Source organism: Roseibium album, from assembly GCF_965233825.1.
Lineage (GTDB): Bacteria > Pseudomonadota > Alphaproteobacteria > Rhizobiales > Stappiaceae > Roseibium > Roseibium album.
Window position 1 is genome coordinate 5,056,050 of sequence record NZ_OZ247583.1, and the last position, 22,837, is coordinate 5,078,886.

At 56.0% G+C, this 22,837-nt stretch carries 24 protein-coding genes; 10 read left to right on the plus strand and 14 right to left on the minus strand.

Going from position 1 to position 22,837, the window contains the following annotated elements; all coding sequences use genetic code 11:
- Window positions 1–11: 11 nt before the first annotated feature.
- Window positions 12–1,091, minus strand: coding sequence for a sugar ABC transporter substrate-binding protein (locus ACO6TI_RS23165; RefSeq protein ID WP_350183547.1), 1,080 nt, complete (start codon window positions 1,089–1,091; stop codon window positions 12–14).
- Between the two features lie 144 nt (window positions 1,092–1,235).
- Between ACO6TI_RS23165 and ACO6TI_RS23170 the strand changes: the two genes are divergently transcribed.
- Window positions 1,236–2,261 carry a LacI family DNA-binding transcriptional regulator gene (locus tag ACO6TI_RS23170; protein ID WP_055115985.1) on the plus strand — a complete coding sequence of 342 codons (1,026 nt, stop codon included), beginning with the start codon at window positions 1,236–1,238 and terminating at the stop codon, window positions 2,259–2,261.
- Between the two features lie 434 nt (window positions 2,262–2,695).
- Here the strand turns inward: ACO6TI_RS23170 and ACO6TI_RS23175 are convergent, their stop codons facing one another.
- The gene (locus ACO6TI_RS23175) at window positions 2,696–2,884 is read right to left on the minus strand and encodes a hypothetical protein (protein ID WP_144435990.1); all 189 of its coding nucleotides are present in this window, start codon (window positions 2,882–2,884) and stop codon (window positions 2,696–2,698) included.
- 134 nt (window positions 2,885–3,018) lie between these two features.
- On the opposite strand from ACO6TI_RS23175, the gene ACO6TI_RS23180 reads away from it, so the two are divergent.
- The 6 genes from ACO6TI_RS23180 (at window position 3,019) to ACO6TI_RS23205 (ending at window position 8,926) form a co-directional block, all read left to right on the plus strand.
- On the plus strand, window positions 3,019–3,855 hold the full coding sequence (locus tag ACO6TI_RS23180) for a MurR/RpiR family transcriptional regulator (protein WP_422383458.1): 837 nt from the start codon (window positions 3,019–3,021) through the stop codon (window positions 3,853–3,855).
- 65 nt (window positions 3,856–3,920) lie between these two features.
- Window positions 3,921–5,003, plus strand: coding sequence for an ABC transporter substrate-binding protein (locus ACO6TI_RS23185; RefSeq protein WP_422385328.1), 1,083 nt, complete (start codon window positions 3,921–3,923; stop codon window positions 5,001–5,003).
- A gap of 75 nt (window positions 5,004–5,078) precedes the next feature.
- Complete coding sequence (locus ACO6TI_RS23190; RefSeq protein ID WP_422383459.1) at window positions 5,079–6,824, plus strand: ABC transporter permease; 1,746 nt, start codon at window positions 5,079–5,081, stop codon at window positions 6,822–6,824.
- A 9-nt stretch (window positions 6,825–6,833) separates the two neighbouring features.
- A complete protein-coding gene (locus ACO6TI_RS23195) occupies window positions 6,834–7,892 on the plus strand; it encodes an ABC transporter ATP-binding protein (protein WP_422383460.1) in 1,059 nt (352 codons plus the stop codon).
- A complete protein-coding gene (locus ACO6TI_RS23200) occupies window positions 7,892–8,491 on the plus strand; it encodes a histidine phosphatase family protein (protein ID WP_422383461.1) in 600 nt (199 codons plus the stop codon). Before ACO6TI_RS23195 ends, ACO6TI_RS23200 begins: the two co-directional genes overlap by 1 nt.
- Window positions 8,492–8,707: 216 nt before the next feature.
- Complete coding sequence (locus tag ACO6TI_RS23205) at window positions 8,708–8,926, plus strand: hypothetical protein (protein ID WP_055115997.1); 219 nt, start codon at window positions 8,708–8,710, stop codon at window positions 8,924–8,926.
- Between the two features lie 329 nt (window positions 8,927–9,255).
- Here ACO6TI_RS23205 and ACO6TI_RS23210 read toward each other — a convergent pair whose 3' ends face one another.
- Window positions 9,256–9,651, minus strand: a complete 396-nt coding sequence (locus tag ACO6TI_RS23210; protein WP_104701926.1) for a nuclear transport factor 2 family protein — start codon at window positions 9,649–9,651, stop codon at window positions 9,256–9,258.
- A 285-nt stretch (window positions 9,652–9,936) separates the two neighbouring features.
- Between ACO6TI_RS23210 and ACO6TI_RS23215 the strand changes: the two genes are divergently transcribed.
- The gene (locus ACO6TI_RS23215) at window positions 9,937–10,581 is read left to right on the plus strand and encodes a LysE family translocator (protein WP_055116837.1); all 645 of its coding nucleotides are present in this window, start codon (window positions 9,937–9,939) and stop codon (window positions 10,579–10,581) included.
- A gap of 128 nt (window positions 10,582–10,709) precedes the next feature.
- Here the strand turns inward: ACO6TI_RS23215 and ACO6TI_RS23220 are convergent, their stop codons facing one another.
- The 6 genes from ACO6TI_RS23220 to ACO6TI_RS23245 all read right to left on the minus strand — a co-directional run bounded on the left by ACO6TI_RS23220 (window position 10,710) and on the right by ACO6TI_RS23245 (window position 15,673).
- Window positions 10,710–11,228 (minus strand): hypothetical protein, encoded by a 519-nt coding sequence (locus ACO6TI_RS23220; protein ID WP_196895068.1) that lies wholly within the window; start codon window positions 11,226–11,228, stop codon window positions 10,710–10,712.
- A 27-nt stretch (window positions 11,229–11,255) separates the two neighbouring features.
- Window positions 11,256–11,837, minus strand: a complete 582-nt coding sequence (locus ACO6TI_RS23225; RefSeq protein WP_063832825.1) for a cupin domain-containing protein — start codon at window positions 11,835–11,837, stop codon at window positions 11,256–11,258.
- A 10-nt stretch (window positions 11,838–11,847) separates the two neighbouring features.
- Complete coding sequence (locus tag ACO6TI_RS23230; protein WP_196900563.1) at window positions 11,848–13,740, minus strand: TRAP transporter fused permease subunit; 1,893 nt, start codon at window positions 13,738–13,740, stop codon at window positions 11,848–11,850.
- A gap of 77 nt (window positions 13,741–13,817) precedes the next feature.
- The gene (locus ACO6TI_RS23235) at window positions 13,818–14,744 is read right to left on the minus strand and encodes a TAXI family TRAP transporter solute-binding subunit (RefSeq protein ID WP_055116006.1); all 927 of its coding nucleotides are present in this window, start codon (window positions 14,742–14,744) and stop codon (window positions 13,818–13,820) included.
- A 128-nt stretch (window positions 14,745–14,872) separates the two neighbouring features.
- The gene (locus tag ACO6TI_RS23240; protein WP_144435991.1) at window positions 14,873–15,142 is read right to left on the minus strand and encodes a hypothetical protein; all 270 of its coding nucleotides are present in this window, start codon (window positions 15,140–15,142) and stop codon (window positions 14,873–14,875) included.
- 150 nt (window positions 15,143–15,292) lie between these two features.
- Window positions 15,293–15,673: a tautomerase family protein gene (locus ACO6TI_RS23245; RefSeq protein WP_422383462.1), complete on the minus strand. Its 381-nt coding sequence runs from the start codon at window positions 15,671–15,673 to the stop codon at window positions 15,293–15,295.
- Between the two features lie 94 nt (window positions 15,674–15,767).
- On the opposite strand from ACO6TI_RS23245, the gene ACO6TI_RS23250 reads away from it, so the two are divergent.
- Together ACO6TI_RS23250 and mscL are read left to right on the plus strand one after the other, a co-directional pair.
- A complete protein-coding gene (locus tag ACO6TI_RS23250) occupies window positions 15,768–16,625 on the plus strand; it encodes a LysR family transcriptional regulator (protein WP_055116011.1) in 858 nt (285 codons plus the stop codon).
- 242 nt (window positions 16,626–16,867) lie between these two features.
- Window positions 16,868–17,302 carry a large conductance mechanosensitive channel protein MscL gene (mscL, locus tag ACO6TI_RS23255; RefSeq protein ID WP_029061701.1) on the plus strand — a complete coding sequence of 145 codons (435 nt, stop codon included), beginning with the start codon at window positions 16,868–16,870 and terminating at the stop codon, window positions 17,300–17,302.
- 66 nt (window positions 17,303–17,368) lie between these two features.
- On the opposite strand, the gene adhP is transcribed toward mscL, so the two are convergent.
- The 5 genes from adhP to cyoA all read right to left on the minus strand — a co-directional run bounded on the left by adhP (window position 17,369) and on the right by cyoA (window position 22,387).
- Window positions 17,369–18,385, minus strand: a complete 1,017-nt coding sequence (adhP, locus tag ACO6TI_RS23260; RefSeq protein WP_282046214.1) for an alcohol dehydrogenase AdhP — start codon at window positions 18,383–18,385, stop codon at window positions 17,369–17,371.
- Window positions 18,386–18,507: 122 nt separating this feature from the next.
- Window positions 18,508–18,813 carry a cytochrome o ubiquinol oxidase subunit IV gene (gene cyoD / locus ACO6TI_RS23265; protein ID WP_082442405.1) on the minus strand — a complete coding sequence of 102 codons (306 nt, stop codon included), beginning with the start codon at window positions 18,811–18,813 and terminating at the stop codon, window positions 18,508–18,510.
- A 9-nt stretch (window positions 18,814–18,822) separates the two neighbouring features.
- Window positions 18,823–19,428 carry a cytochrome o ubiquinol oxidase subunit III gene (gene cyoC, locus ACO6TI_RS23270; RefSeq protein ID WP_422383463.1) on the minus strand — a complete coding sequence of 202 codons (606 nt, stop codon included), beginning with the start codon at window positions 19,426–19,428 and terminating at the stop codon, window positions 18,823–18,825.
- Entirely contained in the window at window positions 19,428–21,467 is a 2,040-nt protein-coding gene (cyoB, locus tag ACO6TI_RS23275) for a cytochrome o ubiquinol oxidase subunit I (RefSeq protein WP_422385329.1), read from the minus strand. The genes cyoC and cyoB overlap by 1 nt, the downstream gene beginning before the upstream one ends.
- Window positions 21,467–22,387 carry a ubiquinol oxidase subunit II gene (gene cyoA / locus ACO6TI_RS23280; protein ID WP_282046212.1) on the minus strand — a complete coding sequence of 307 codons (921 nt, stop codon included), beginning with the start codon at window positions 22,385–22,387 and terminating at the stop codon, window positions 21,467–21,469. Before cyoA ends, cyoB begins: the two co-directional genes overlap by 1 nt.
- Between the last annotated feature and the right edge of the window lie 450 nt (window positions 22,388–22,837).

Consider the following 22,837-nt stretch of genomic DNA (forward strand, 5'->3'; position numbering starts at 1 on the left):
GACTGTTGGTATTATGTGTTGTCTGGATCCTGGCCTGTGATTTCCTCAGGCGTAAAGGGTGCAAAGCATTCGGCAAAGCCTGTGCCCGTGTTGAAGGACTTCGGAAGATCGGGGAAGTAATTCACCCCGGCCTCCAGGCCTTCAGCCTTGACCTGCGGAATTGGCAGGTAAATGGTTTGTGGCAACTCATTGCCTTCAAGCAAGGCGACGGCCGCTTCAAGTGCAATCGCAGACATTGCAGGTGCCTGGCTGGCCGAGACACCCGGTATGTCGAGTTCATCCATCAGAATGCGAACACCGTTTTCACCATCGACACCCATGGGCACAATTGGATGCCCTGCCGACTGCATGGCATTGATCGTTCCCGCCGAACCGTGCTGCGACACAACCGCGTCGAACTCACCATGTGTGGCAAGGGCATCACCCACCACTTTCTGGCTGGTGCCAGTGTCCCAGTTTCCGACGACTTCAACGATTTCCAGTCCGTCAACCTGTTCCAGCACGCTCATCATGCCGAGGCGGCGGTCACGATCTGTCGCGTTGCCAGGCAATCCGTTGACCATCAGGACCTTTTTGGCGTTGCCGCCCAAAATATCCATCACTGTCTGCGCCTTCAACGCGCCAAGTTCCTTCTGGCTTTCGTTGACCTGGACGACTTTGTCGGTGTCGAGAACATTATCGAAGGGAACAAGAATAGTACCGGCGCGCTCTGCACGCCGGATAACCGGCTCGAATGCCGTCGGATTGACCGCGATGAAGGTTATTGCGTCATAACCTGCGGCAATGAAATTGTCGATTGCCGCAATCTGGGCTGCACTGTCGTTTCCAACCGACACAATGGAGAACGTATCGACCTTGTCTGCATTCTCTGGGCGTGCAGCCCATGCCTTCGCGGACTGAATTGCCTGGATGCGCCAGTCGTTGCCGGCAAAGCCGTTCACAAACGCTAGTTTGTAAGGGCCGTCCTTCGCATCATATGAGATCGTGGACGTCTCGGGCGCCGGAACAAAGCACTCTGGCCGATAGGTGTCTCCAAATGCCACACCGGCGCTTGCCACCAACATGGTCGCGCTCAAAAGCAAGTTCTTCATCATATCCTCCCTGAATGACCAAAAGGCCGAATTGCTTGCCTGCAACTCCAATGTGTTTACGTAAACACACATTGATATATCTATTATGTTTATGTAAACATTCGTCAAGAAAAAAATGAACCGCGTTGAATTCCAAGACTTTCGATGTCGACCAGACGGAACAGCAAAGCCAACAAGAACCAGCCAACGATGCACGATGTCGCCCGTGTTGCAGGTGTCAGTCAGATGACTGTGTCACGGGTCATGCGGGGTGCCGGCTACATTTCGCGGACAGTGCGCGAACAGGTGAACAATGCTGCGCGTGAAATCGGTTACGTGCACAATCGCCTTGCCGGAGGAATCTCCTCCTACGACAATCCGCTTGTCGGTGTTGTGCTGCCGACGCTGCAGAACCGGGTGTTCACGGAAGTCCTTTCTGGAATAAACGAAACCCTCAACACAGCCGGCCTGCGCCCGGTCTTCGGCGTTTCGGAATATTCCCAGTCAGCCGAAGAAGAACTCGTGTTCGACCTCCTGTCCTGGCGCCCGCGCGGACTGATTTTACCCGGACTGGAACACAACGAATCCGTTCGGCGCATTGTCGAGCAGACAGGTGTCCGGGTTGCAGAAATCATGGACGTCGACGGCGAGCCCATGACCGCAAGCTTTGGCGTCTCGCACGTCGATGCTGGCCGAGAAATGGCAACACACCTGCTTGAGCGCGGTTACAGAACCTTCGGGTACATCGCCAGCCAGGGCGGACACGACCTACGTGCGACGAAGCGGTTCGAGGCATTTGCTTCCCGGGTACGTGACGCGGGCGGACAACTGATCGCGCAACGCATGTCAAACGAGCCCTCTTCCATGGTCGCAGGCAGGCAATTGACCATGGAGGTGCTCGCACATCCCGATCGACCCGACGCCATATACTACGCCAACGACGATCTTGCCGCCGGCGGACTAATGCATTGCCTGTCGCACGGTGTCGATGTCCCCGGTCAAGTTGCAATCGCCGGTTTCAACGGACTCGGTTTCCTGTCGGCGTTGCCAATGAAAATCACAACAACTCAAACGCCGCGCTATGAGATCGGAGTCTCGGCGGCTGAATGGATCTCGACCCCGCTGGATACGCCGGCCGAAAAGCTCATCGAAAAGTTGGACACAGAAATTCTCTTTGGTGAGACCACGTAGTCGAAAAGAATTGTACTCAACCATCGATTCCTGCTGCCAAACTGAGACACTGACTCGAACGCCGGCACAAGTTGGCATGCAGACGACTGATTTACTCCCCGATCATTGGTCAGTTTCCGGCCTAGGTTAAGCTTTTATCTGCACCTTCTGATCGGGTTGGTTTGTGTCGATTGCCTGCCCTTGGACCACGGCAGCCGGTTTGCCGCGAAAGGTTGAGTGCAGGCAATTTCGGTTTAAAATCCACCCACTTTCTAACACGGGCGTTGGCCTGGGAGCCAGATTCACCGGTTTACAGATAGGCGCACTCCAATTTCAGGATACGCCACTGCCATTCGACAAAGATATTGTCGAAAAATCCTCCCTTGCCATCCATTTAAAACCTGGCAGTGCAAGTTTGCTTGCACGAGAGGTGAGATGCGAACGCCCACCCTCTGCTACCGGTCCGTCCATGCAAACGAGGTGAACTGCGACCCCTGATTCATATTCATGATGTCTGGCGTGCCGATTTTTTGGGGCGCTTCATTCATCACCTCCACGCAGAAATCGGCTTCCAGAGTGTTCGAGATGCGCCATGCCAACACCTGGCAAATGAACCAGCCGATGATCGCGACCAGATAGAGCAACCCACGGTGCATCGGCAATCAAGAGATGCCGGACGTCCAGACTTTCGGTAACGGACAGATGAATTTATTTGCAAGAAAAATTGCAATTGTATTTGAATCATGCAAATTTACTTGCATAACGATGAAGGATGATCATGTCGCTCCTTGAGAAAATTTCAGACCAGGCAACCACACTCACTCCCAGTGAGCGCAGGCTGGTTGAGAACGTGATCGACAGCCCGACATCCGCAGCGCTCGGCACCGCCGGTGAGTTGGCTCGGGCTACAGGCGTTCACGAAGCAACGGCATCACGACTTGCCAAAAAACTGGGGTTTGTAAGTTACGCCGCCTTCCGGGACGCATTGCGCGACGAATTCATCGCGACGCGCGAAACCGCTACCCGGTTTGAAAAAACCATCGCGGAAAGCACATCCGATACGATCCTTGGCGAATTGGCCAGGGAAGAAACGCAGGCGCTCGGACGGATCGAAGAATTCATTACGCCGGAGCAGATCTCGGAGGCGGCACAGATTTTGATGAGAGCGAGACGGATCTTTGTCTACGGGTATGGCAATGCGGAAGTGCTCGCGCTCATGATGGTCAAACGGTTCCGCCGCTTCGGCAAAGATACCCACCAGCTTGGCACAGACCCGCGCGGCCTGGCCGAACAGATGCTGGGTCTCGATTCAGACGACGCTGTTTTGAGCTTTGCCTTTCGTCGCCCGCCTCGCGGGTATGCTGCATTGATGGAAACCGCAAAAGAAGTGGGTGCAAGAACCGTCATGATTGCCGGCAAGTCGGGCGCATTGCTGACGCCGCGCCCCGACCGCCTTTTGGCCGCGCCACGATCAGGTGATCAGGATGCCTTCCAGACCCTGACCGTACCGATGACAATCTGCAACGCCATCGTCATCGCGGCCGGACTGACAGCGAAAGAGGAGTCGCTGAAAAAACTCGATCGACTGGGGCAGCTGATCGAGCGTTTTGAATAACAAAAGAAACCCTTAGGGAGGAACACATGAATGTTCTCGAAGCAACACGCCTCGGCGTGATCGGAATGTTTTTGTCTTCGGCCGCCTTGGCTGACGGGCATCTGAACGAAATGGGACCTGAGGAATTGCTTCCACTTGCCCAGGCTGAAGGCAAGGTGACCGTCTATTCCTTCACCAGCCGGATAGGTAAGGTAGAGGCCGCGTTTGAAGAGGCCTATCCAGATATCGACCTGCAAGGTTTCGACATTTCGTCAACGGAACAGATCGCACGTCTCCAGGCGGAATCGCAGGCCGGTGTCACCAACGCCGACGTTGTCTACATCTCGGATACACCTGTCGTGCTGACGGAGCTTCTTGAGACCGGCATCATCGCGCCCTTCGTGCCGCCACGCATAGCCGACCGTGTTCCCTCGGAATATCAATCGCCGTTGTTGGCGCAACGTTTGTCAACCAAAGTGCTGATGTACAACGAAGAAGCCAATCCGGACGGTGCACCGGTCACAAACCTGTGGCAACTGACAACCGGTGACTGGCGCGGTCGTGTGGTCATGGTCGATCCCTTGCAAAGAGGCGACTACCTCGATCTGATGACAGAAATCGTTTTGCGTTCCGACGCTATGGCCGCTGCCTATGAAGACCAGTTCGGAAAAGCAATCGAGCTGGGAGATGCTGCCAATGCCGGTGAAAAATTCATCATGGATCTGTTTGCAAATGATGTGATCCTTGTCGGCTCCACCGATGATGTGAATGTCGCCGTGGGCGCAAAGGGTCAGGAAAGCCCGCCTGTTGGTTTTACCAGCTATTCCGACCGCCGGGACAACGAGGAAGAAAGCTGGGCCCTTCAGGTGGCCAACAGCGTCAAGCCTGCACCGGGTATCATCTTTCCGGCAGTGCTTGCTCTGGCCGCAGAGCCTAACAACCCTGCTGCAGCTCGGCTCGTGATCGACTTCCTGATGGGAGATGAAAGTGAAACCGGTGGCGCAGGCCTCGCACCGTTTTATGTTGCCGGCGATTATGTGACCCGCACTGATATACCGCCTCACCCCGACGCCGTATCACTGAACGATTTCACTGCTTGGCGGATTGCGCCGCATGAGACCGCCAAGATCAGATCCGAGATCGGAGACCTGATCCTGACACTGCAGTAAAACTCCCACCAGGAGCAGGCGTGGCCATACGCCTGTTTCCTGTCTACTCTGAAAAGACCAACAAGGATGACGTTGATGGTGGATGTCACCATGAACAGGCAAGGAAGACGTGTGCTTTTCAAGCACGGATCGGTGCTGAAAACGGTCGTGCTGGCACTGCTGATCGCACTGATCGTTTTGCCGCTTCTCAGAACAGTCCTGTTCACGTTGCAGCCTGACACCATCGAGGCGTGGTCGGACGTACTGACGGGACGCCTGTCGACCAACCTGTTCTACAAACCACTCGGCAACACGCTTCTGATCGGCGTTGTGGTGGCAACGGGGTGTGTATTTCTCGGCGGTTTTCTTGCCTGGCTCGTCGTCATGACCAACGTGCCGTTCCGCAAGACGATCGGCGTCATGGCCACGCTGCCTTTCATGATTCCGTCCTTCGCGGCGGCTCTGGCCTGGGGCGCGCTCTTCCGCAATGACCGGGTAGGAGGTCAGGTTGGCTGGCTCCAGGGCATGGGCCTCGATATTCCGGACTGGTTGGCCTGGGGCATAACGCCGACACTGATCGTTTTGACGCTTCACTATTTCAGCCTTGCGTTCACGATCATCGCCGCAGCACTTGCCACCGTGAACTCCGACCTTGTCGAAGCCGCACAGATTGCAGGTGCCAAAGGAGGCCGGATCCTGATGGGCATTATTCTGCCGGTCACGACACCTGCCCTGGTTGCTGCCGGGTCGCTTTGTTTCGCCGGTGCGGTTTCGAACTTCGCGACCCCGGCGCTGCTTGGTTTGCCTGTTCGAATGCAAACCCTGTCGACACGCCTGTTCGGCATGATCGAGGTCGACCAGGTTGGACGTGGTTATGTCATCGGCATTCTGCTCGTGCTCATTTCCGGAGCCTTCCTCTGGGCAGGGAACCGGATTGTGTCGGGGCGCAGGTCCTACGCCACGATTACCGGCAAGGGAGGCCGCGCAAAACGTTTGGACCTGCGTGGTGCGCGTTGGCCGCTCTGCGCATTGGCAATGGTGGTTCTGGTCAGCTCCACCGTTCTGCCGGTCGTCATTTTGTCCGCTTCAAGCTTCGCGCCATCGTCTGCAAATCTGTTTTCGAACTGGACGCTGCACTACTGGGTCGGTCTCAGCAGTCAGTCAATCGCACAGGGCATTCCCGGCATTGTTCACAACGAAGATATCGTGCGTGCGCTATCCGTCACCTTGGCCCTTGGGCTGGCCGTGGCACTTGCGGGCATGTTGGTGGGGCTCTTGACGTCCTACACCACGGCGCGGTTTCGCAAAGGCTGGATGTCGGCTGTCATCACACAAGTCAGCTTTCTTCCGCTGCTGGTGCCCGGGATCGCATTTGGTGCTGCATATATCGCCTATCTGGGTGCCCCCATCGGGCCGTTTCCGGCGCTCTATGGAACTTTCGCGCTGCTCGTCATCGCAGGGACTGCGTATCTGCTGCCATTTTCTGTGCAGACAGGGCGAGCCGTCATCCAGCAAGTTGGCGGCGAACTGGAAGAAAGCGCTCGCCTTACCGGCGCAAGCTTTGCCCGCAGGTTGTCTGCCATCACTGTACCGCTCGCGATACGCGGCCTGACGGCAGGTGGCATTCTGATCTTCGTGAAAATTGTCCGTGACCTGTCGCTGGTCGTTCTGCTCTTCACGCCAACGATGCCGGTGTTGTCCGTTCTGGCCTATCGCTATGCGTCTGAAGGGTTCGGACAATTTGCCAACGCGATCACTGTCGTCATCCTGTTCATCTCTATCGCAGCCTCGCTGATAGCAAACTGGCTACAGGCCAAATCGCAGCCCTGGCTGAAAAACTGAAGGTAACCCATGCTGGAAATTTGCAATCTGTGCAAACGCTTCGGTGCTTTCGAGGCTGTTGGAAATGTATCTCTCAATGTCCCCGATGGCGCTTTCCTTGTTTTGCTGGGACCATCCGGTTGCGGCAAAACAACCTTGCTTCGCATGTTGGCGGGACTGGAATTGCCGTCCGAGGGGCAAATTGTGTTCGACGGCGAGACCGTGTCGGACGGCGACCGGAGCTGGGCCGTTGATCCGGCGAAACGCAACTCGGGACTGGTTTTCCAGTCATATGCACTTTGGCCGCACATGTCCGTGCGCGGCAATGTTGAGTGGCCGCTGAAGGTCATGATGATGCCGAAGATCGAGCGCGCTGCCCGGATCAACGAAGTTCTGAACTTGCTTGAGATCAGTCAACTGGCCGACAGGTATCCAAACGAGATTTCGGGCGGTCAGCAACAGCGGGTCGCCATTGCGCGCACAATTGCTCCCAAACCGTCTGTCTTATTGTTTGACGAACCTCTTTCAAATCTCGATGCCAAGCTTAGGGTCGAAATGCGCACGGAACTGATGCGTCTGCATCGCGCAACCGGTGCAACAACAGTCTATGTCACCCATGATCAGATTGAGGCCATGACGATGGCCACTCATGTGGCGGTCATGAACCACGGCAAGGTGCAACAGTTCGGAACACCAGCCGATTTGATCAACGCTCCAGAAACTGCGTTTGTCGCGACCTTTGTTGGCACACCTCCCAACAACATGATCCCTGTCGTCAAGAATGGCAGCGGCTACAAGGTCGGTGGGCGGGCCATGCAGCTGTCACCGCCCTCGGACGATTGCCTGGCCATGTACCGGGCTGAAAAGATATCCGTAAGCGAAACAGAAGGCGCCATGACCTTGCCGATGGAACTGGTCGAAACCAGCGCCATTGCCGGGCGCACCATGGTCACGGGGCTGCGCGACGGTCTGCGCCTGACGGCCATTGTAGACAGTGCGCCGCCTGTCCGAATTGGCGACACTGTCCAGTTTTCACTGCCGCCTGAACCGGACTGTTGGTTTAGCCGCACTGGTGAGAGGCTTGGCTGATGCGCTTGCTGCTCGTTCGACACGGACAATCAGAGTGGAACGCCTCCAGGCGTCTTCAGGGACAGGCCGATATCGGGTTGTCCGAGCTCGGAAGATCGCAAGCCGATGCTCTGCGGAGTGTCATCACAGGCATTGGCCACTGCCGGGCGGTATCCTCGGATCTCAGGCGTGTCAGTGAGACGGCTCAGCGAATAGGGGCGAAAAAACCCAGGTTGACAGAAGGTCTGCGGGAAATTGACGTCGGCGACTGGACCGGACGCCCGATCGATGACATTCGAGCCGAGGACGAAGCTGCCTATCTTGGATGGCGGGCGGGCACGTTCGTGCCGCCTGGAGGCGAGGACTGGGGCCCTTTCGCAGACCGTGTTTGCGCTGTCATAGAGGATGAGCTGCGAAATTCCTGCCAGAACCTGCTCGTTGTTTGCCATGGCGGCGTCATTCGCGCGATCTTGCAACGCTACCTCGGCCTTGCTCCTGCCTGCGTGATACCGGTCGCTCCGGCCAGCCTGAGTGCATTGCGAATGGGGAATGGCAAACTTCCGCGACTGGAACTCTTCAACTATTTGCCCGACAGCCTGGAATTCGGAGCACCTGACTGATGCCGACGGAATTTCTGTTCCTTGTCGCTGGCTGCGCCTTGCGTTTCTATGGAGGTGACTGGCTCGTGAACGGGATCGCAGGCCTGGCCAACAGACCCTAGATCGCTGTCAGCAATATTTTCCTAGAGCGTGCGGCCTCAGTAGTTTTACAACACTTGAAATAACAACTTGAAGGCGAGTAAACTGCGCATTCCTCGACAAGGAGTGCGTTTAGACATGAAAATTCTGAAGCTGGCAAAACAAGACAGCAACGAACAGATTTACATTGCCGCCGATAAAGTGGTTTCGTTTGAAAAGAAGGGAACAGGCACTCTTCTACTCTTGTCATATGGCAAGGGACTTGGTTTTGAGGTCACTCTTCCCCCGGAAGAAATCCATAAACTCCTGGATCCCGACAACACTCCTGGTAACGGTGGCGGTGGCGGATGGGGATAATATGCCTCTTGTTACAAGAAACAAACACCGCACATCTGCACAATACCAAGTCAGGTTAATACAGTCTGATTTCCTGTGAGTTTTGCTCACTTAGAGACGACCACCACGAATAACTTATTGATTTTATTGGAAGGTAATGACATTCACAATCTCGAAGTCGCGGTTCTAGTCCTGCTGCCGATACCAGCTTGTGAATATTTTGACGATGCGGTTCGAAAAGGCCAAGGAAACGCGCCGTGCGCCAATCTGGCAAGGATGAAAACCTCCGAAGACCTTTCCCCGTCCTGCCGCGACGCAAATGGTGTGGACCGAACGGGACCGTGCAGCCGTCAGGTTCCCGCAACCTGCCGATCATAGTCTTCCGCATCATACCAACCAAGCGATTTCGTCACCTTGAGATCGTCATCGAGATCCCATTCTTCCCATCCGGAGAAACGGACTTTGTTTCCACTTCCCTTGTGGCGACCTTCGAAGGTCCAGGCATAAATCATGTGGCGATCCGCAACGAGAACCGTATCAAGTGCAAGAACGAGATCTGGAAAGTCGGCCATGAATCCCGCCGCCATGTCGGCAATCTGGGATCGGCTCGTCATTGGATCGCCGCCATTCATGCTCATGGTCGTTTGTTCAGCGTAACGGCCAGCAACCATTTCGGGAGACTGGTTGGTCCAGGCAGCGCAGTGGTCCTGGGCAATTTGGTAGGCCGTAACTGAATCGGGTATCATCGAATGGTCCTGCAGCAGTGAATTGGCAATCTCACCGCATGAACGTTAATGTGACCGGCATATGCAATCAATACAGCCTTCCACAAAGCAAAGTTTCCCTCGCACGGCCGGCTTGCGTGATCAGCTCGCTGACCACTGACGTCCCGGTATCAGTGCCGCCTGCTGCCATTTGATACAATGATCGTTGCAGTTTCATGTTTCTGCAAACGACCACTTGCCAGCACGAGCAGCGATGACCGAATGTTGCTGCCAGAATGCAACCCTCTTTTGAAAAGCGAACACTCAATGACCGAGCTCTTCAATCATCTGCCGGGCGTGCTTTTGATCTACGGTGTCTTCCTGCTTCAAAACGCGACACCCGGACCGAATGTCCTCGCGGTGATGGGAACATCGATGTCCGCCGGCCGGCGCCCGGGTCTGGCAGTCAGCCTCGGAGTAGCCGCCGGCACACTCACCTGGTCCACGGCCAGCGTTCTTGGTCTCTCGGCAGTCATTGCGAGCTATGGCCAACTGCTGATTTTCATCAAGATCGCCGGCGGCTGCTATCTGTTCTATCTCGCATACAAGGCGTTCAGGTCTTCATGGTCCAGCATGGACATGGATGATCCTGCCGTGTCTCGCGCCAAACGGTCTTTTGCCGGCAACTTTCGTAAGGGATACTTGTTGAACCTGACAAATCCAAAGGCTGCGCTTGGCTGGATTGCCATCGTTTCACTGGGTCTGGATGCAAATTCACCTGTGTGGGTGTCTAGCGCCATCATCGTCGGAACGACATCGCTCTCTCTCGGGGTTCACGTCCTCTATACGCTTGCATTCTCGACACAGAAAATGGTCTCGATCTATGCAAGAGCACGCCGCCCGGTTCAAGGAATTCTGGGCAGCCTTTTTTCAATCGCAGGCTACAAGCTCCTAACGGCGAAGGTCGACTGACCGAGTTGGAGCCTTCGGGGCAACTTCAGCACCAATCAGAGAGTTAGCTGGCGATTGTGATGACGCCACTTGCGGCTCTTGGCTGGCAAATTGGATCTCGCTTGAAAGACCGTTCCCGGCACGTCCCCTCACCGCTTCTCGCGCCAGGTGATCAGTGCCCGGTCCGCCGAAGCGCAGGCCATGAGAACCAGGTCACGTGACATGAACGGCCCCGCGCTGCGACTTGATTCGCCAACCGCGACACAGGTGTCAGGCTGGTTCGCCGGGACGATGCGTCCATTCGCAGGCGCAAAGGCAAAAACCTGAGTTTTCGCATCCGAACAATCCCTCAGTCCAAATGCGATTTTCTCGCCCGGGGCGATCAGCTCCATGCACTTGCCGGCGAAGGCAACGGATTTGATCTGGCCCGTTGTCTCGTCAAAGGAAAACTGGACATCGCCGCCCTGCGGCTTGCAGGAATGGGCGTGAAGATTTTCGCCAAAGCCCCGTCCTTGCGTATCGATGCACCAGCCGAGACGGTCGGCCTCGTCCAGATTGTCGGCGAGATAAATCACCGGAGCAGGCGTTTTGAGGTCCGGGGCTTCCGCCAGCGCCGGACTTGAGGCGGCAATCGCAAGGCATGCCGGGATTAGGCCAAGTACGCGCATTTCAAATTCCTTCTTCCGTCAAAGCCTTTAGCGGTGCGGAACACCCTTTTGATTCTCTTTTGCAGCGCCGCGACGGGTGACCCCGTCCACGAGCACGAAGGCAATGGAACATGGCTCTGTGCCCCTGTTGGCCCAGGCATGGTTTGTTCCGCGCTGGATGACGACATCGCCCGCCTTGAGCAGAACATCGTCTTCATCCATCAGCATGTAGATCTCGCCGGTCAGGACAACCGCATAATCGACGCTGTCAGTCCTGTGCATCCAGGGATGACGCGCATCTTCCACGATATTGTCGCCCGCGCCCATTTCGGCAAAGGCGGCCTTACCGTCGAGCATTTTCATCACCTCAGGGTCCTCCGGCATGAACTCGACCACCCGGAAAACGCTGCCGTTTTCCGGTGGATGCAAAGTGAAGGGCCCGTCGCAGGTTTCCGTAGCCGCGTCATATTCGGCCGGTGTTCCGTCCGACAACCAGAAATTGGTCAGCGTCACACCCGGCCTGTTCTCTCGCTGCAAGCGGTGCGTTGCGATACCGTCGCTCTCGACAATCGCCACACCGTTTTCGTCGTGCCCGGTGACAACGCGTCTGAATTCTCTCGCCATGGTCATTCCGTTTGCTTCAGGATTTCAGGGAAACTTGCCGGGCAGCCCGCTGCTGGATGAAAAGCCAGCCGAGCAATACCGCGCCGACAAGTGCGGTGGGCCAGAACTGCGCAAGCAGACACAGCCCGGCGCCCAGTGCGACAGCCCGGTTTGCCGCCGAAAGCGGCGAAAAGAGACAACCGACCACACCGGCAGCAACAGCCCCGACACCGGCAAAACCGGTGATCACGGCAAGAAGATTGCCGAAAACATCGCCCTGCATCAGGAGACCTGGTCCGAAGACAAAGGCAAAGGGCAAGACGAAACTCGTCGTGGCATAGGAAGCTGCCGTCCAGCCGACCTTGTTGACGTCGGCTCCGGCAATACCGCCAGCAACATAGGACGCAAGCGCAACCGGCGGCGTAATGGTCGAGATGCAGCCGTAATAGAAGACAAAGAAATGGGCCGTCAGCATCGGAACACCGAATTTGACCAGCGCCGGGGCGACCACCGTTGCCAGGATCAGATAGGCCGCCGTCGTTGGAAGCCCCATCCCCAGTATGATCGACGCAACCATTGTGAACAGAAGTGCCAGGATGAGCTGACCGTTGGAGGCAACGTCAATCAGAAGCGCTATCTTGGAGCCGAGGCCGGTAATCCCGAGCGTTCCCGAAATGACACCTGCCGCCGCGCAGGCCGCCGAAATGGTTATGACATTGCGCGATCCTTCCGCAATGCTGCCCGCGATTTTCCTGATCAGGTCCAGGTCAATCCGCCGCGACCTGACAATGTCCAGTCCGATCAGCGCCGCCATGCCCCACAGCGATGCCTTGAAAGGCGAAAAACCTGAGAGCATCAGTGCGAGCAACACGGCAAACGCTCCGATGAACGGAGCACCCTGGATCAACACCCGGGAAAGCGGACGCCCGTCGCTCTGATCATCTGCCCTCGGTTCAATGCCGGACTTTACCGCCTGCAGGTGCACAACGAAAAAGGCAGAGCCGAAGAACAACAGCGCCGGCAGAATGGCAACCGCCATGACAGTGGTGTAGGGAACCCCGACGATCTCGGCCATGATGAATGCCGCAGCACCCATGACCGGTGGCATCAGCTGCCCGCCGGTCGACGCGACGGCTTCGATAGCACCCGCCTGATGAGGCTGATAGCCCTCGCGCTTCATGATGGGAATGGTCACCGTGCCCGTGACCGCGACATTGCCGGCTGCGGATCCGGACACCATGCCGATCAGCGTTGAAAACAATACGGCGGACTTTGCACTCGCCGCGCGTAAACCCCGGGTTAGGCGAATGGAAATCTCGAAGAAGAAGTCACCGGCTCCGAACCGGGACAACATCGCGCCGAATATCGTGAAAACGATTATATAGGTCGCGGCAACGCCGATCGGGATGCCGTAGACCCCCTGCGTATCGGTGGTCAGGAAGAGCACCATTCGTTCAAGGCTATAGCCGCGCCCATTCAGAATTCCCGGCAGATAGGGACTGATGAAGGGATAGCAGAAGAAGACCAGCGTGATGATCGCGAGGATCAGCCCAATGCCTCGGCGCGCGGCTTCGAAGACCAGGATGAGAATGACAAGACCGGCATAATAGTCCCCATCCGTCGTCAACCCGCCGCTGAAGGCAATCGACTTCCAGCGCGAGATGAGCCAGAGGCTCGCGCCGAGAATGGCAAGGATCAACACCCCGGTAAGAGCAAGATCTGTCTTTGTGCCTGCCAGACGCTTCGAGGCCGGCTTCAGGGCGAACAGCAGCGAGAATGCCATCGCGACGTGCACCAGGCGCAATGGCATCGTTGAAATCGAGATCACGCCGGAGACGGCTGCAAGATGAAAGAGACCAAGGCAGAACGCCGCGACAAGAATCGCGGTTTGCTTGTCTAGAAGGGATGTCCCGGGCTCCCGCTCCTGCACGCGGTTTTCCTTTCCTCATGATAGCTCACGAGCCCGCTCTTGCGGGCCCGTGGCGATTTTTGCACGCTGAATTCCGGTTACTTGTTGAAGTAACGTGCCGCACCTTCGTGGAGCGGTATGGCAAGGTTCAACGAATTCGCAGGATCGATCTGCTTGGCATTGGCATTCTCGGCCTGGAACTCCTCCAGATTGTCAAAGACCGCCGTCACGATCTTCTCAACGACATCCGCAGACAGGGAATTGGGTACGATCAGCATGTTGTTGACACCGATAACAGTCCCCGGTTCCGCCGTTCCATAAACATCGGCCGGTATTTCAACGGGCTTGAAGGCTCCGTTCTTCTCCAGGGCCTTGTCGAGAATACCGTCCGAAAAATCGATGAACCTCAACTTGTTGCCGGCTGCAGCCTGCATGACCGCCCCGGCCGGATAGCCTGACAGGGCAAAGGCCGCATCGACATTGCCGTCGCTCAGTTGGCTGAAACCGTCCGAATAGGAAAGGAAACTCGGCACGATATCGTCCATTGACATGTCGTGCAGCGGCAGCAGGAAATTCATGAATCCAAGCGTCCCGCCACCAGCCGGCCCGACCGCGACCCGTTTGCCCTTGAGGTCCTCGATGGTCTTGATGTCGGATCCTTCCAACACGATCATGTGCAGCACACTCGGGTGAAGCGCGGCCACTGCACTCATGTCAATCGCACCGCTCTTGTAAGGGCCCTTCCCGTTCAAGGCCAACACAGCCAGATTGTTGTTGGTGATGGCGATTTCGACCTCACCACTGTCAATGAGCCTGGGATTCTGAACAGAACCGCCGGTCACCACGGGGACCATCGAAATGTCATCGCCCGCGTATTTGTTGACCAGGTTGGAGATACTTTGGCCCATCGGATAGAAGGCTCCACCCAGGCTCGCTGTCCCGATACGCAGTTCTTCGGCCTGCGCAAAGGTTGCCGAAAGAAGCAGTCCACAGGCAAGGCTTGCAGATTTTATCATGTCAAACATCGTGTCCTCCCGATTTCGTGATCAGAATAGACGATATTTATCTTGCTTCAATATTTTTATCGATATTTTCGCTTCAGGTCGCTATTCGATTTGCTTATTCAGCGCCATCGGGACCTCGCCGCGTCAGGTCATTCGACATTGCCGATGTATTTTGCCTGATCGATCAGTTCCTGGCATTTCTGTTCGTTGCCGGATTTACGTTCCTTGTTGGCATCTTCCAGCAAAGCGCGCATCTTTTCCGCAACCGTGATGTCTATTCCGGTACGCTTTGCATGGTCGATTGCGTATTCCACCTTGCTGATGTCCTGGGCACAGGTGGCTGAGGCGCTGTGGGCGGAAAGCCCCAACACGACAAAAGAAATAAGCAGCAGACCTTTGAAACCGGTGAGCACACGCATCAGGATTCTCCTTCGGGTTGAACAACCGCGATGCTGACAAGTGATTGTGAAAAACTCTTGTTCATGCTCCGGAAAAATCGACGGGTCTGCCGCTTTTTCCTCGTAAGCCGGGCAGCCGATCATCTTCATGATGATCTGGCACGGGTGAAGTCATGCATATTGGGCAATACCGTTGCCGAGTGACCAGTTCTCCTTGTCGACTTCTACCAGGCTGACAAAAACATCCTCACGTCGGATTTCCGGATTGTTGCCGAGCAGGTCGGCGATACGCCGAAAGAGCGCTTTTTTCTCTTCGGTAGTTCGCGTGTTGTTCGCAGTGATCTGGATGAACACAAGATCATCGCTTCGGGCAATATCGAGATAGGACGCGCCGTAGCGGAAATTGGCTGCTGTGTGCTCGGTGATTGTCATGAACTGGTCGTCTTCAGGCACGTTGAATTCTTCGTTCATCGCACGGTAGACGCCATCGAAAATAGCTTGCCGGTATGCTTCTGATTTTCCGGTTCTGAGTGAAACATGGACGAGTGGCATTCTGGGATCCTTTCCGAATTGTCGGTTTCACCCTAGAGAGATCGCTTACATTAAGATATACAATGAAAAACGATATCAAAAATTGAGAAACTAAATGAATGATCGCCCACTCGATCTTGATGCAGTCAGGACCTTTGTCCGAATTGCCGAGCTCGGCAGCTTCACGCGCGCAGCAGAAGCAACCAGTGCAACCCAGTCGACTGTCAGCCTGAAACTGAAACGACTGGAGGAACGCCTTGGTTGCAAGCTGATCGAGAGGACACCGAGATATGTGCACCTGTCGGCACAGGGCGCAACGTTTCTGGAGCATGCCCGCGAGCTGCTGAAGAAACACGACAGCGCCCTGGCTGCCCTGACCGGGTCCCGCCAACGCCTGACAATCGGGATAAGCGATCACGTCGCAGGTCCTGAATTGCCATTGTTGATCTCCCGCATGAATGCGCAGGATCGTCATCTTCTCATCGAGATCCGGATCGGATCATCCGGCGAGTTGTTGAAATGCTATGACCGGTACGAACTCGATACGGTGATCGTACGGCTGAACGACGGGCGAAGCGACGGCAGGTTTCTTGCGGAGGAGAAGTTCGGTTGGTACGCCGCACAAGGCTGGCAGCATCACGCCAATGAGCCGTTGCCGGTGGCAACCATGCCGGAACCGTGCGGTGTGCGTATCATTGCCGGCAAACTCCTCGATGAGGCAGGTATTGCATGGAAGGAAGTGTTCTCCGGTGGCGGTGTCACCGCAGTATCCGCTGCCGTCATGGCCGAACTGGGTGTGGCAGCCCTGGCCAGACGCATGTTGCCACTGGGAGCTGTCGAGGTCGGTTCAAAACTCGACTTGCCGGAATTGCCTTCCCTGCCGATTGTTCTTCACACCAGAGTGCGTGAGGGCAGACCGAGCGACGCCATCACCGCATTGTCTGCGGCTCTCAGGAGTGCTGTAAAGAATTGAACCAGTCCTGCGATATGATTGTGTGCTTCGGCCGTGCGACCGTCTGTTGAGCACTTTTTCTGCATCCTGTTATTGATCAAGGCAGAGGGAAACAGAGAACTGGTTGCCGACAAACCGCAGGCCCGTGAAGGATGCCCGGCCAGCTTTAAAAAAAATCCACAGGCGCTGACATTTTTTGTAGGCTCCATTGATCGCAAGTTGGACAGGAACTTGCTGCCTTGTGCAAAAATCGGGAGGGAAGTGTGATTAATGAATTCAAGGATTTCATTGCCAAGGGCAATGTCATGGATATGGCCGTCGGTATCATTATCGGAGCAGCATTCACAGCGATCGTGACATCGCTGGTAGGAGACCTGATCAATCCGATAATCGGACTGGTGTCAGGCGGCGTGGATTTTACCAATAACTACGCCGTCCTTGCCGGCGATGTTCCCGAAGGCGCTTCGCTAGAGGCCGCCCGTGAAGCCGGAGCATCGGTATTCGCCTATGGTGCTTTCATCATGGCGGTCATCAATTTCCTGATCATCGCCTGGGTGGTTTTCATGCTGGTCAAGTCCGTCAACAGGATCAAGGATGCAGCGACCCCGCCGGAAGAACCCGCACCCGAAGAACCCAAGGGGCCAACGGCAGAAGAACTTCTTGCAGAAATCCGTGACGCCTTGAAAGCGAAAGCCTGACGCCCGGTTTTCCTTACGTGGCCAGCAGCTTGCAGAAAAGTTGCTGGCCACGATGGATACACATCGTCAGATCGCCATGACGATCCTGCCGTCGATTGTCCCCGCCTTCATGCGATCAAAAATGCTGTTGACGTCGGAAAGCGTCTCTTCCGAATAGTGTGCGCTGACCTTTCCTTCCGCGGCAAACTGCAGGGATTCAGCCAGGTCAAGACGCGTGCCAACGATCGATCCACGGATCGTTTTCCGGTTCAGTACAGTGTCGAAAATGGAGAGTGGAAAGTCCTCGGGCGGCAAGCCGACAAGGCTCATGGTGCCACCGCGTGCCAGCATCCCGACACCTTGCTCGAAAGACTTCCCTGCGACCGCCGTCACCAGGACGCCTTCTGCGCCACCACCGGCCTGCACTTCCGCAACCGGGTCGGTCTCCAGCGCGTTTATGGTCATGTCGGCTCCAAGGGACCTGGCAAGCGTGAGCTTGTCTTCAGCGATATCGACCGCGATAACATGCAGCCCCATCGCTTTTGCGTATTGCACCGCCATGTGTCCGAGCCCGCCGATGCCGGAAACAACAACGGTTTGTCCCGGACGGGTGTCCGTTTCCTTCAAACCCTTGTAGACGGTTACGCCAGCGCAAAGAACGGGTGCTGCCGGTGCAAACTCCAGCCCGTCCGGAATGTGTCCGACATAGTCCGGATCTGCCAAGACATAGTCCGCAAAACCGCCATTCACGCTGTAGCCGGTATTTTGCTGATCGGTGCAGAGTGTTTCCCAACCGCCGGTGCAATGCTTGCAGTGTCCGCAGGCCGAATGCAGCCAGGGAACACCAACACGATCACCTTCCTTGACGGATGTGACGCCCGCCCCAATTTCGGCAACATATCCCACGCCTTCATGTCCGGGAATGAAAGGAGGACTTGGTTTCACGGGCCAATCACCGCCGGCGGCGTGTAGATCGGTGTGGCAGACGCCGGAGGCGACCATCTTGACGACGATCTTGCCGTTTGCAACCTCAGGCTTTTCAACTTCGCAAAGATCGAGCGGTGCTCCGAATTCGCGGACGACAGCGGCTTGCATTGTCGACATGAGTGTCCCCTTTGCCTGGTTCAAGACAAGGGCCAATTTCGCACGAAATGCCACCACCGTCATTGACCCAACGCAATTTTTAGGCGCAATCGGGTAATATTGCATCTTCTTCCCGCGGATGGTCACATCATGCGATGATGCAGATCCATCATGATCCAGAGACTGCCGCCGACCATGATGAAAATCAGAACAGCGGCAAAACCGAGGAAGAAGAGATTTTCAGCAGGCGTCGACCTGAGGTTAAGGTGCAGAAAGAAAACGAGATGCACCACGACCTGCAGCACGGCTGCCACCGCGATGACATAGTAGACCGCAGGCCCGGTCAGCAGTTCGCCCCAGACCAGGGCGAATGGAATCGCGGTCAAAACGACCGCGAGCACGAAACCGGTAAGGTAGGTCGAAAGAGTGCGTTCGGCTGAATGATCCATGGTCCGCTCCTACATCACGCCCGGCAGGTAAACGACCGAGAAGATCCCGATCCAGACTATGTCGAGAAAGTGCCAGAACAGGCCCAGTCTGAAGAGCCGGGACCGGACCGGAATCGTCAGCCCTTTTACAAGAACCTGGCCGATCATGACGCAGATCCCGATGACCCCGAACGCCACATGAAGGCCATGTGTCCCGACAAGCGTGAAGAATGCCGACAGGAAACCGCTCGTCTCCGGTCCCGCGCCCTGTCCGATCATGCCACTGAACTCGATCATCTCCATTGCCAGAAAACCAAGACCGAGCGCCAGCGTTACGAAGAGCCATTGCACCACCCGGCCAGTCTGTCCCAGCGACATGGCAATCGTCGCAAGGCCGAAGGTCAGGCTTGAAAACAGCAACAACGCGGTCTCGCCGGCAGTATGACTGAGATCGAACACGTCCTTTGACGTTGGCCCTGCGGCGGAGTTCTTGGAAAGCACGACATAGGAAGCAAACAGAAGCGCAAAGATAATCGCATCGGTCATCAGATAGACCCAGAACCCGAATTCTCGCGATTCCAGTGATTTTCTTTCCACGTGCTCGAGGAGGTCTTCGTTCATGGTCGTTTCTGACATTACGCCCTCCCCGCCAATGGTGTGCCGGAGGCAGCCCCGCGCGGTTCGAAATCCCGCATGTCGTGCATGTCCACTGGAGCTATCTGGGCAAGGTGCGCCGCCTCGATCCTGGCTACTTCGGCTGCTGGCATCACGAAATCCGTATCATCGTCACAGGCCCTTATGCCGATGCAAATCAGTATGAGAACGAGTGAAAGCGCCACCAGCCACCAAATGTACCATACGAAGGCAAATCCGAGCACGAACGCCATGGCACCGATTACCGGTCCTAGGCCGCTCTTCTTTGGCATGACGATATCTTCGTAATGCGCAGGTGGACGGTATGCGGTTCCGTGAATTTTCATGTCATGAAAGGCATCGACATCCCGGACCTCGGGAAGAACTGCGAAATTATACGGAGCCGGCGGCGAAGACGTCGCCCAGTCCAGTGTGCGGCCGTTCCATGGGTCTCCGGTCACGTCACGTGCGGAGCCCCAGTTTTTGGCCGAAACATAGAGCTGGACGCCAATGCAGACGATGCCGCAAAGGATACAGAGTGCGCCCAGCGCGGCAACGATCAGATAAGGCTGCCAGTTCGGATCCGCATAGTGCTCCATGCGCCGGCTCATTCCCATGAAGCCAAGAACATAAAGCGGCATGAAAGCGAGATAAAAACCGATGAACCAGAACCAGAACGATCGAATACCCCACTTGGCATCCAGCTTGAACCCGAAAGCCTTGGGAAACCAGTAGTTCAATCCGGCAAAATAGCCGAAAAGCGCTCCTGGAATCAGCATGTTGTGAAAATGGGCAACCAGGAACGTTGAGTTGTGCATCAGGTAGTCGGCCGGAGGCAAGGCAAGCAGTACGCCCGTGACCCCGCCGATGACAAACGTCACCATGAAGCCGATGGTGTAGACCATGGACGGGTGAAACTCGATCCGCCCGCGGTACATGGTGAACATCCAGTCGAAGATCTTCACCCCGGTCGGCACGGCTATGATCATCGTCGCTATGCCAAACACGGCATTCACGTTTGCCGATGATCCCATGGTGAAGAAATGGTGCAGCCAGACGGTGAAGGAAAGGATTGCTATGCACGCTGTCGCGTAAACCAGCGACTTGTAGCCGAACAGGCGTTTGCGCGAAAATGTTGCCACCACTTCTGAAAAGATGCCGAAGGCCGGAAGGATCAGGATATAGACCTCCGGGTGTCCCCAGATCCAGATCAGATTGGCAAACAGCATCATGTTGCCGCCATCGCCATTTGTGAAGAAATGGAAGCCGAGTGTGCGGTCCAGCGTGAGTTGCGCCGCGACGACGGTCAACGCCGGAAAGGCAAACGCGATCAGGACCGAAATGCACAGCGCCGTCCATGTGAACAGCGGCATACGCATGTAGGTCATCCCCGGGCACCGGTTCTTGACGATGGTGACAATGAAATTGATACCGGACGCCGTACTGCCGACGCCGCTCACAATCAAGGCCCAAAGCCAGTAGTCGACACCAACACCGGGGCTGAACTCGACGCCGGAGTAAGGGGGATAACCTGTCCAGCCGGCCGTGGAGAATTTGCCGACGACCAGCGACACAAGGACCAGACCCGCCCCGGCGGCCGTCAGCCAGAGACTGACGGAGTTCAGGAAGGGAAAGGCAACGTCTCGCGCACCGATCTGTTGCGGCACGATGATATTGATCAGACCGGTCAGGAAGGGCATTGCAACGAAAAAGATCATGATCGTGCCATGCGAGGAAAAGATCTGCTCGAAATGTTCGGGCGGCAGATAGCCTTCGCTGTTGAGCGCAATCGCCTGCTGGGCGCGCATCATCAGGGCATCGACAAATCCGCGGACGAGCATCACAAGCGCCAGCACGACATACATGATGCCGATCTTCTTGTGGTCGACGCTCGTCAGCCAATCCGTCCAGAGCACTTTCCATGCACGCAGATAGGTAATCAGCAGAAAAACCGCGAGCCCGCCGCAAACAGTAACCGCAGCACCGCCCATGGCGACCCAGGAATAAAGCGGAATGGCTTCGATTGTCAGGCGTCCCAGCATCACGCAGCCCCCCTGCAGATAAGTTCAGCCGCCTTGCTTTCATATGGACCGACGATCGGTGAATACTTGCGCAGGATCAGATTGAAGAGATCTGTCTCGTAAGCGGAATAGTAGGTCACGGGATTGGCAGTGCTCTGTTTGTGAAGCTGCAGATAGGTTTCTGCATCTAGCTTCGCTGTTTCTTCGGCGACCTTGTCCTTCCAGCTGGAAAATCCGTCTCCGCTCAAGGCGTGCGCCTTGAAATGTTGATCGGCAAAGCCGTCGCCTGAGTACATAGTGTTTCGCCCCATGAAGACACCGGGTTCGTCAGCGAGAAGGTTGAGTTCGGAGCGCATGCCCGCCATCGCGTAAATCTGCCCGCCAAGCGCCGGGATCATGAGGGAGTTCATGACAGTGTCGGAAGTGATCTCAATCGAGAGCGGACGATCTGCCGGAAAGGCGAGTTCGTTGACGCTGGCCACACCGAGCTCGGGGTAAAGAAACAGCCATTTCCAGTCGAGGGCGACAGCCTGCACCCTGAAGACCGGTTTGTCGGACACGAGTTCCTTGTATGGATCAAGCCTGTGCGTCGACTGCCAGACCAACGTTCCAAGAACAACAATGATTGCCGCGGGAACCAGCCAGACAACCGATTCGATTTTCCAGGAACTGTCCCAATCGGGCGTATACGCTCCCTTGCCGCCGTCTCTGCGATAACGCCAGACGAAATAGAGTGTCAGGACAATGGCGGGAATGGCCACAATCATCATTACTGCAAAAGCGGTGAACAGCAGATTTCGCTCCGCAAGCGCAACCGGCCCCTTCGGAAAGAGTATCGGTGCGTCCGAAACGCCGCATCCTTGCAGGAGAAGGCAGACGCCCAGAAGACCCGCCATCCAGAAATGATTGGAATTTTTGAGGATCGAGCGCGGTATGGTCACTTCAGTAAATGCTCCCCCGAGACGGGACCGCGTGTCCCGTTTGCGATTAATTCAGTGTCGAAAACAGTCTGAAGCAGCCTACTTTCTGCTCAACGCACTGAGCCGATGTCAAAACGATGAACCTGATTGCAACGGAGCCTAGCCGAGCAAGCCTGGGTTTAAAAGAGGACCGACGAGCGAAATCACCCCGCGTAAGAGATCTACCCACAAAATCGAAACTCTCTCGGGAAAACTGAGATCCGGGCAGTTGCATTTGTATCGTTTTGCGACGCAGGAAACGTATGCGAATCGCAGTCGGCGGCACGACGACTCAATGAAGTTAAACCGAACGGTGCGGCACCATGCCCGGCGTCCAAACGCCGGCTTGCAGGTCTTGTCTGTCATCTGACGGAAACTCTGCACGAGACCTTCATCGTGGACTTGCCAATTGATCACGGAATGTGTCTGTTC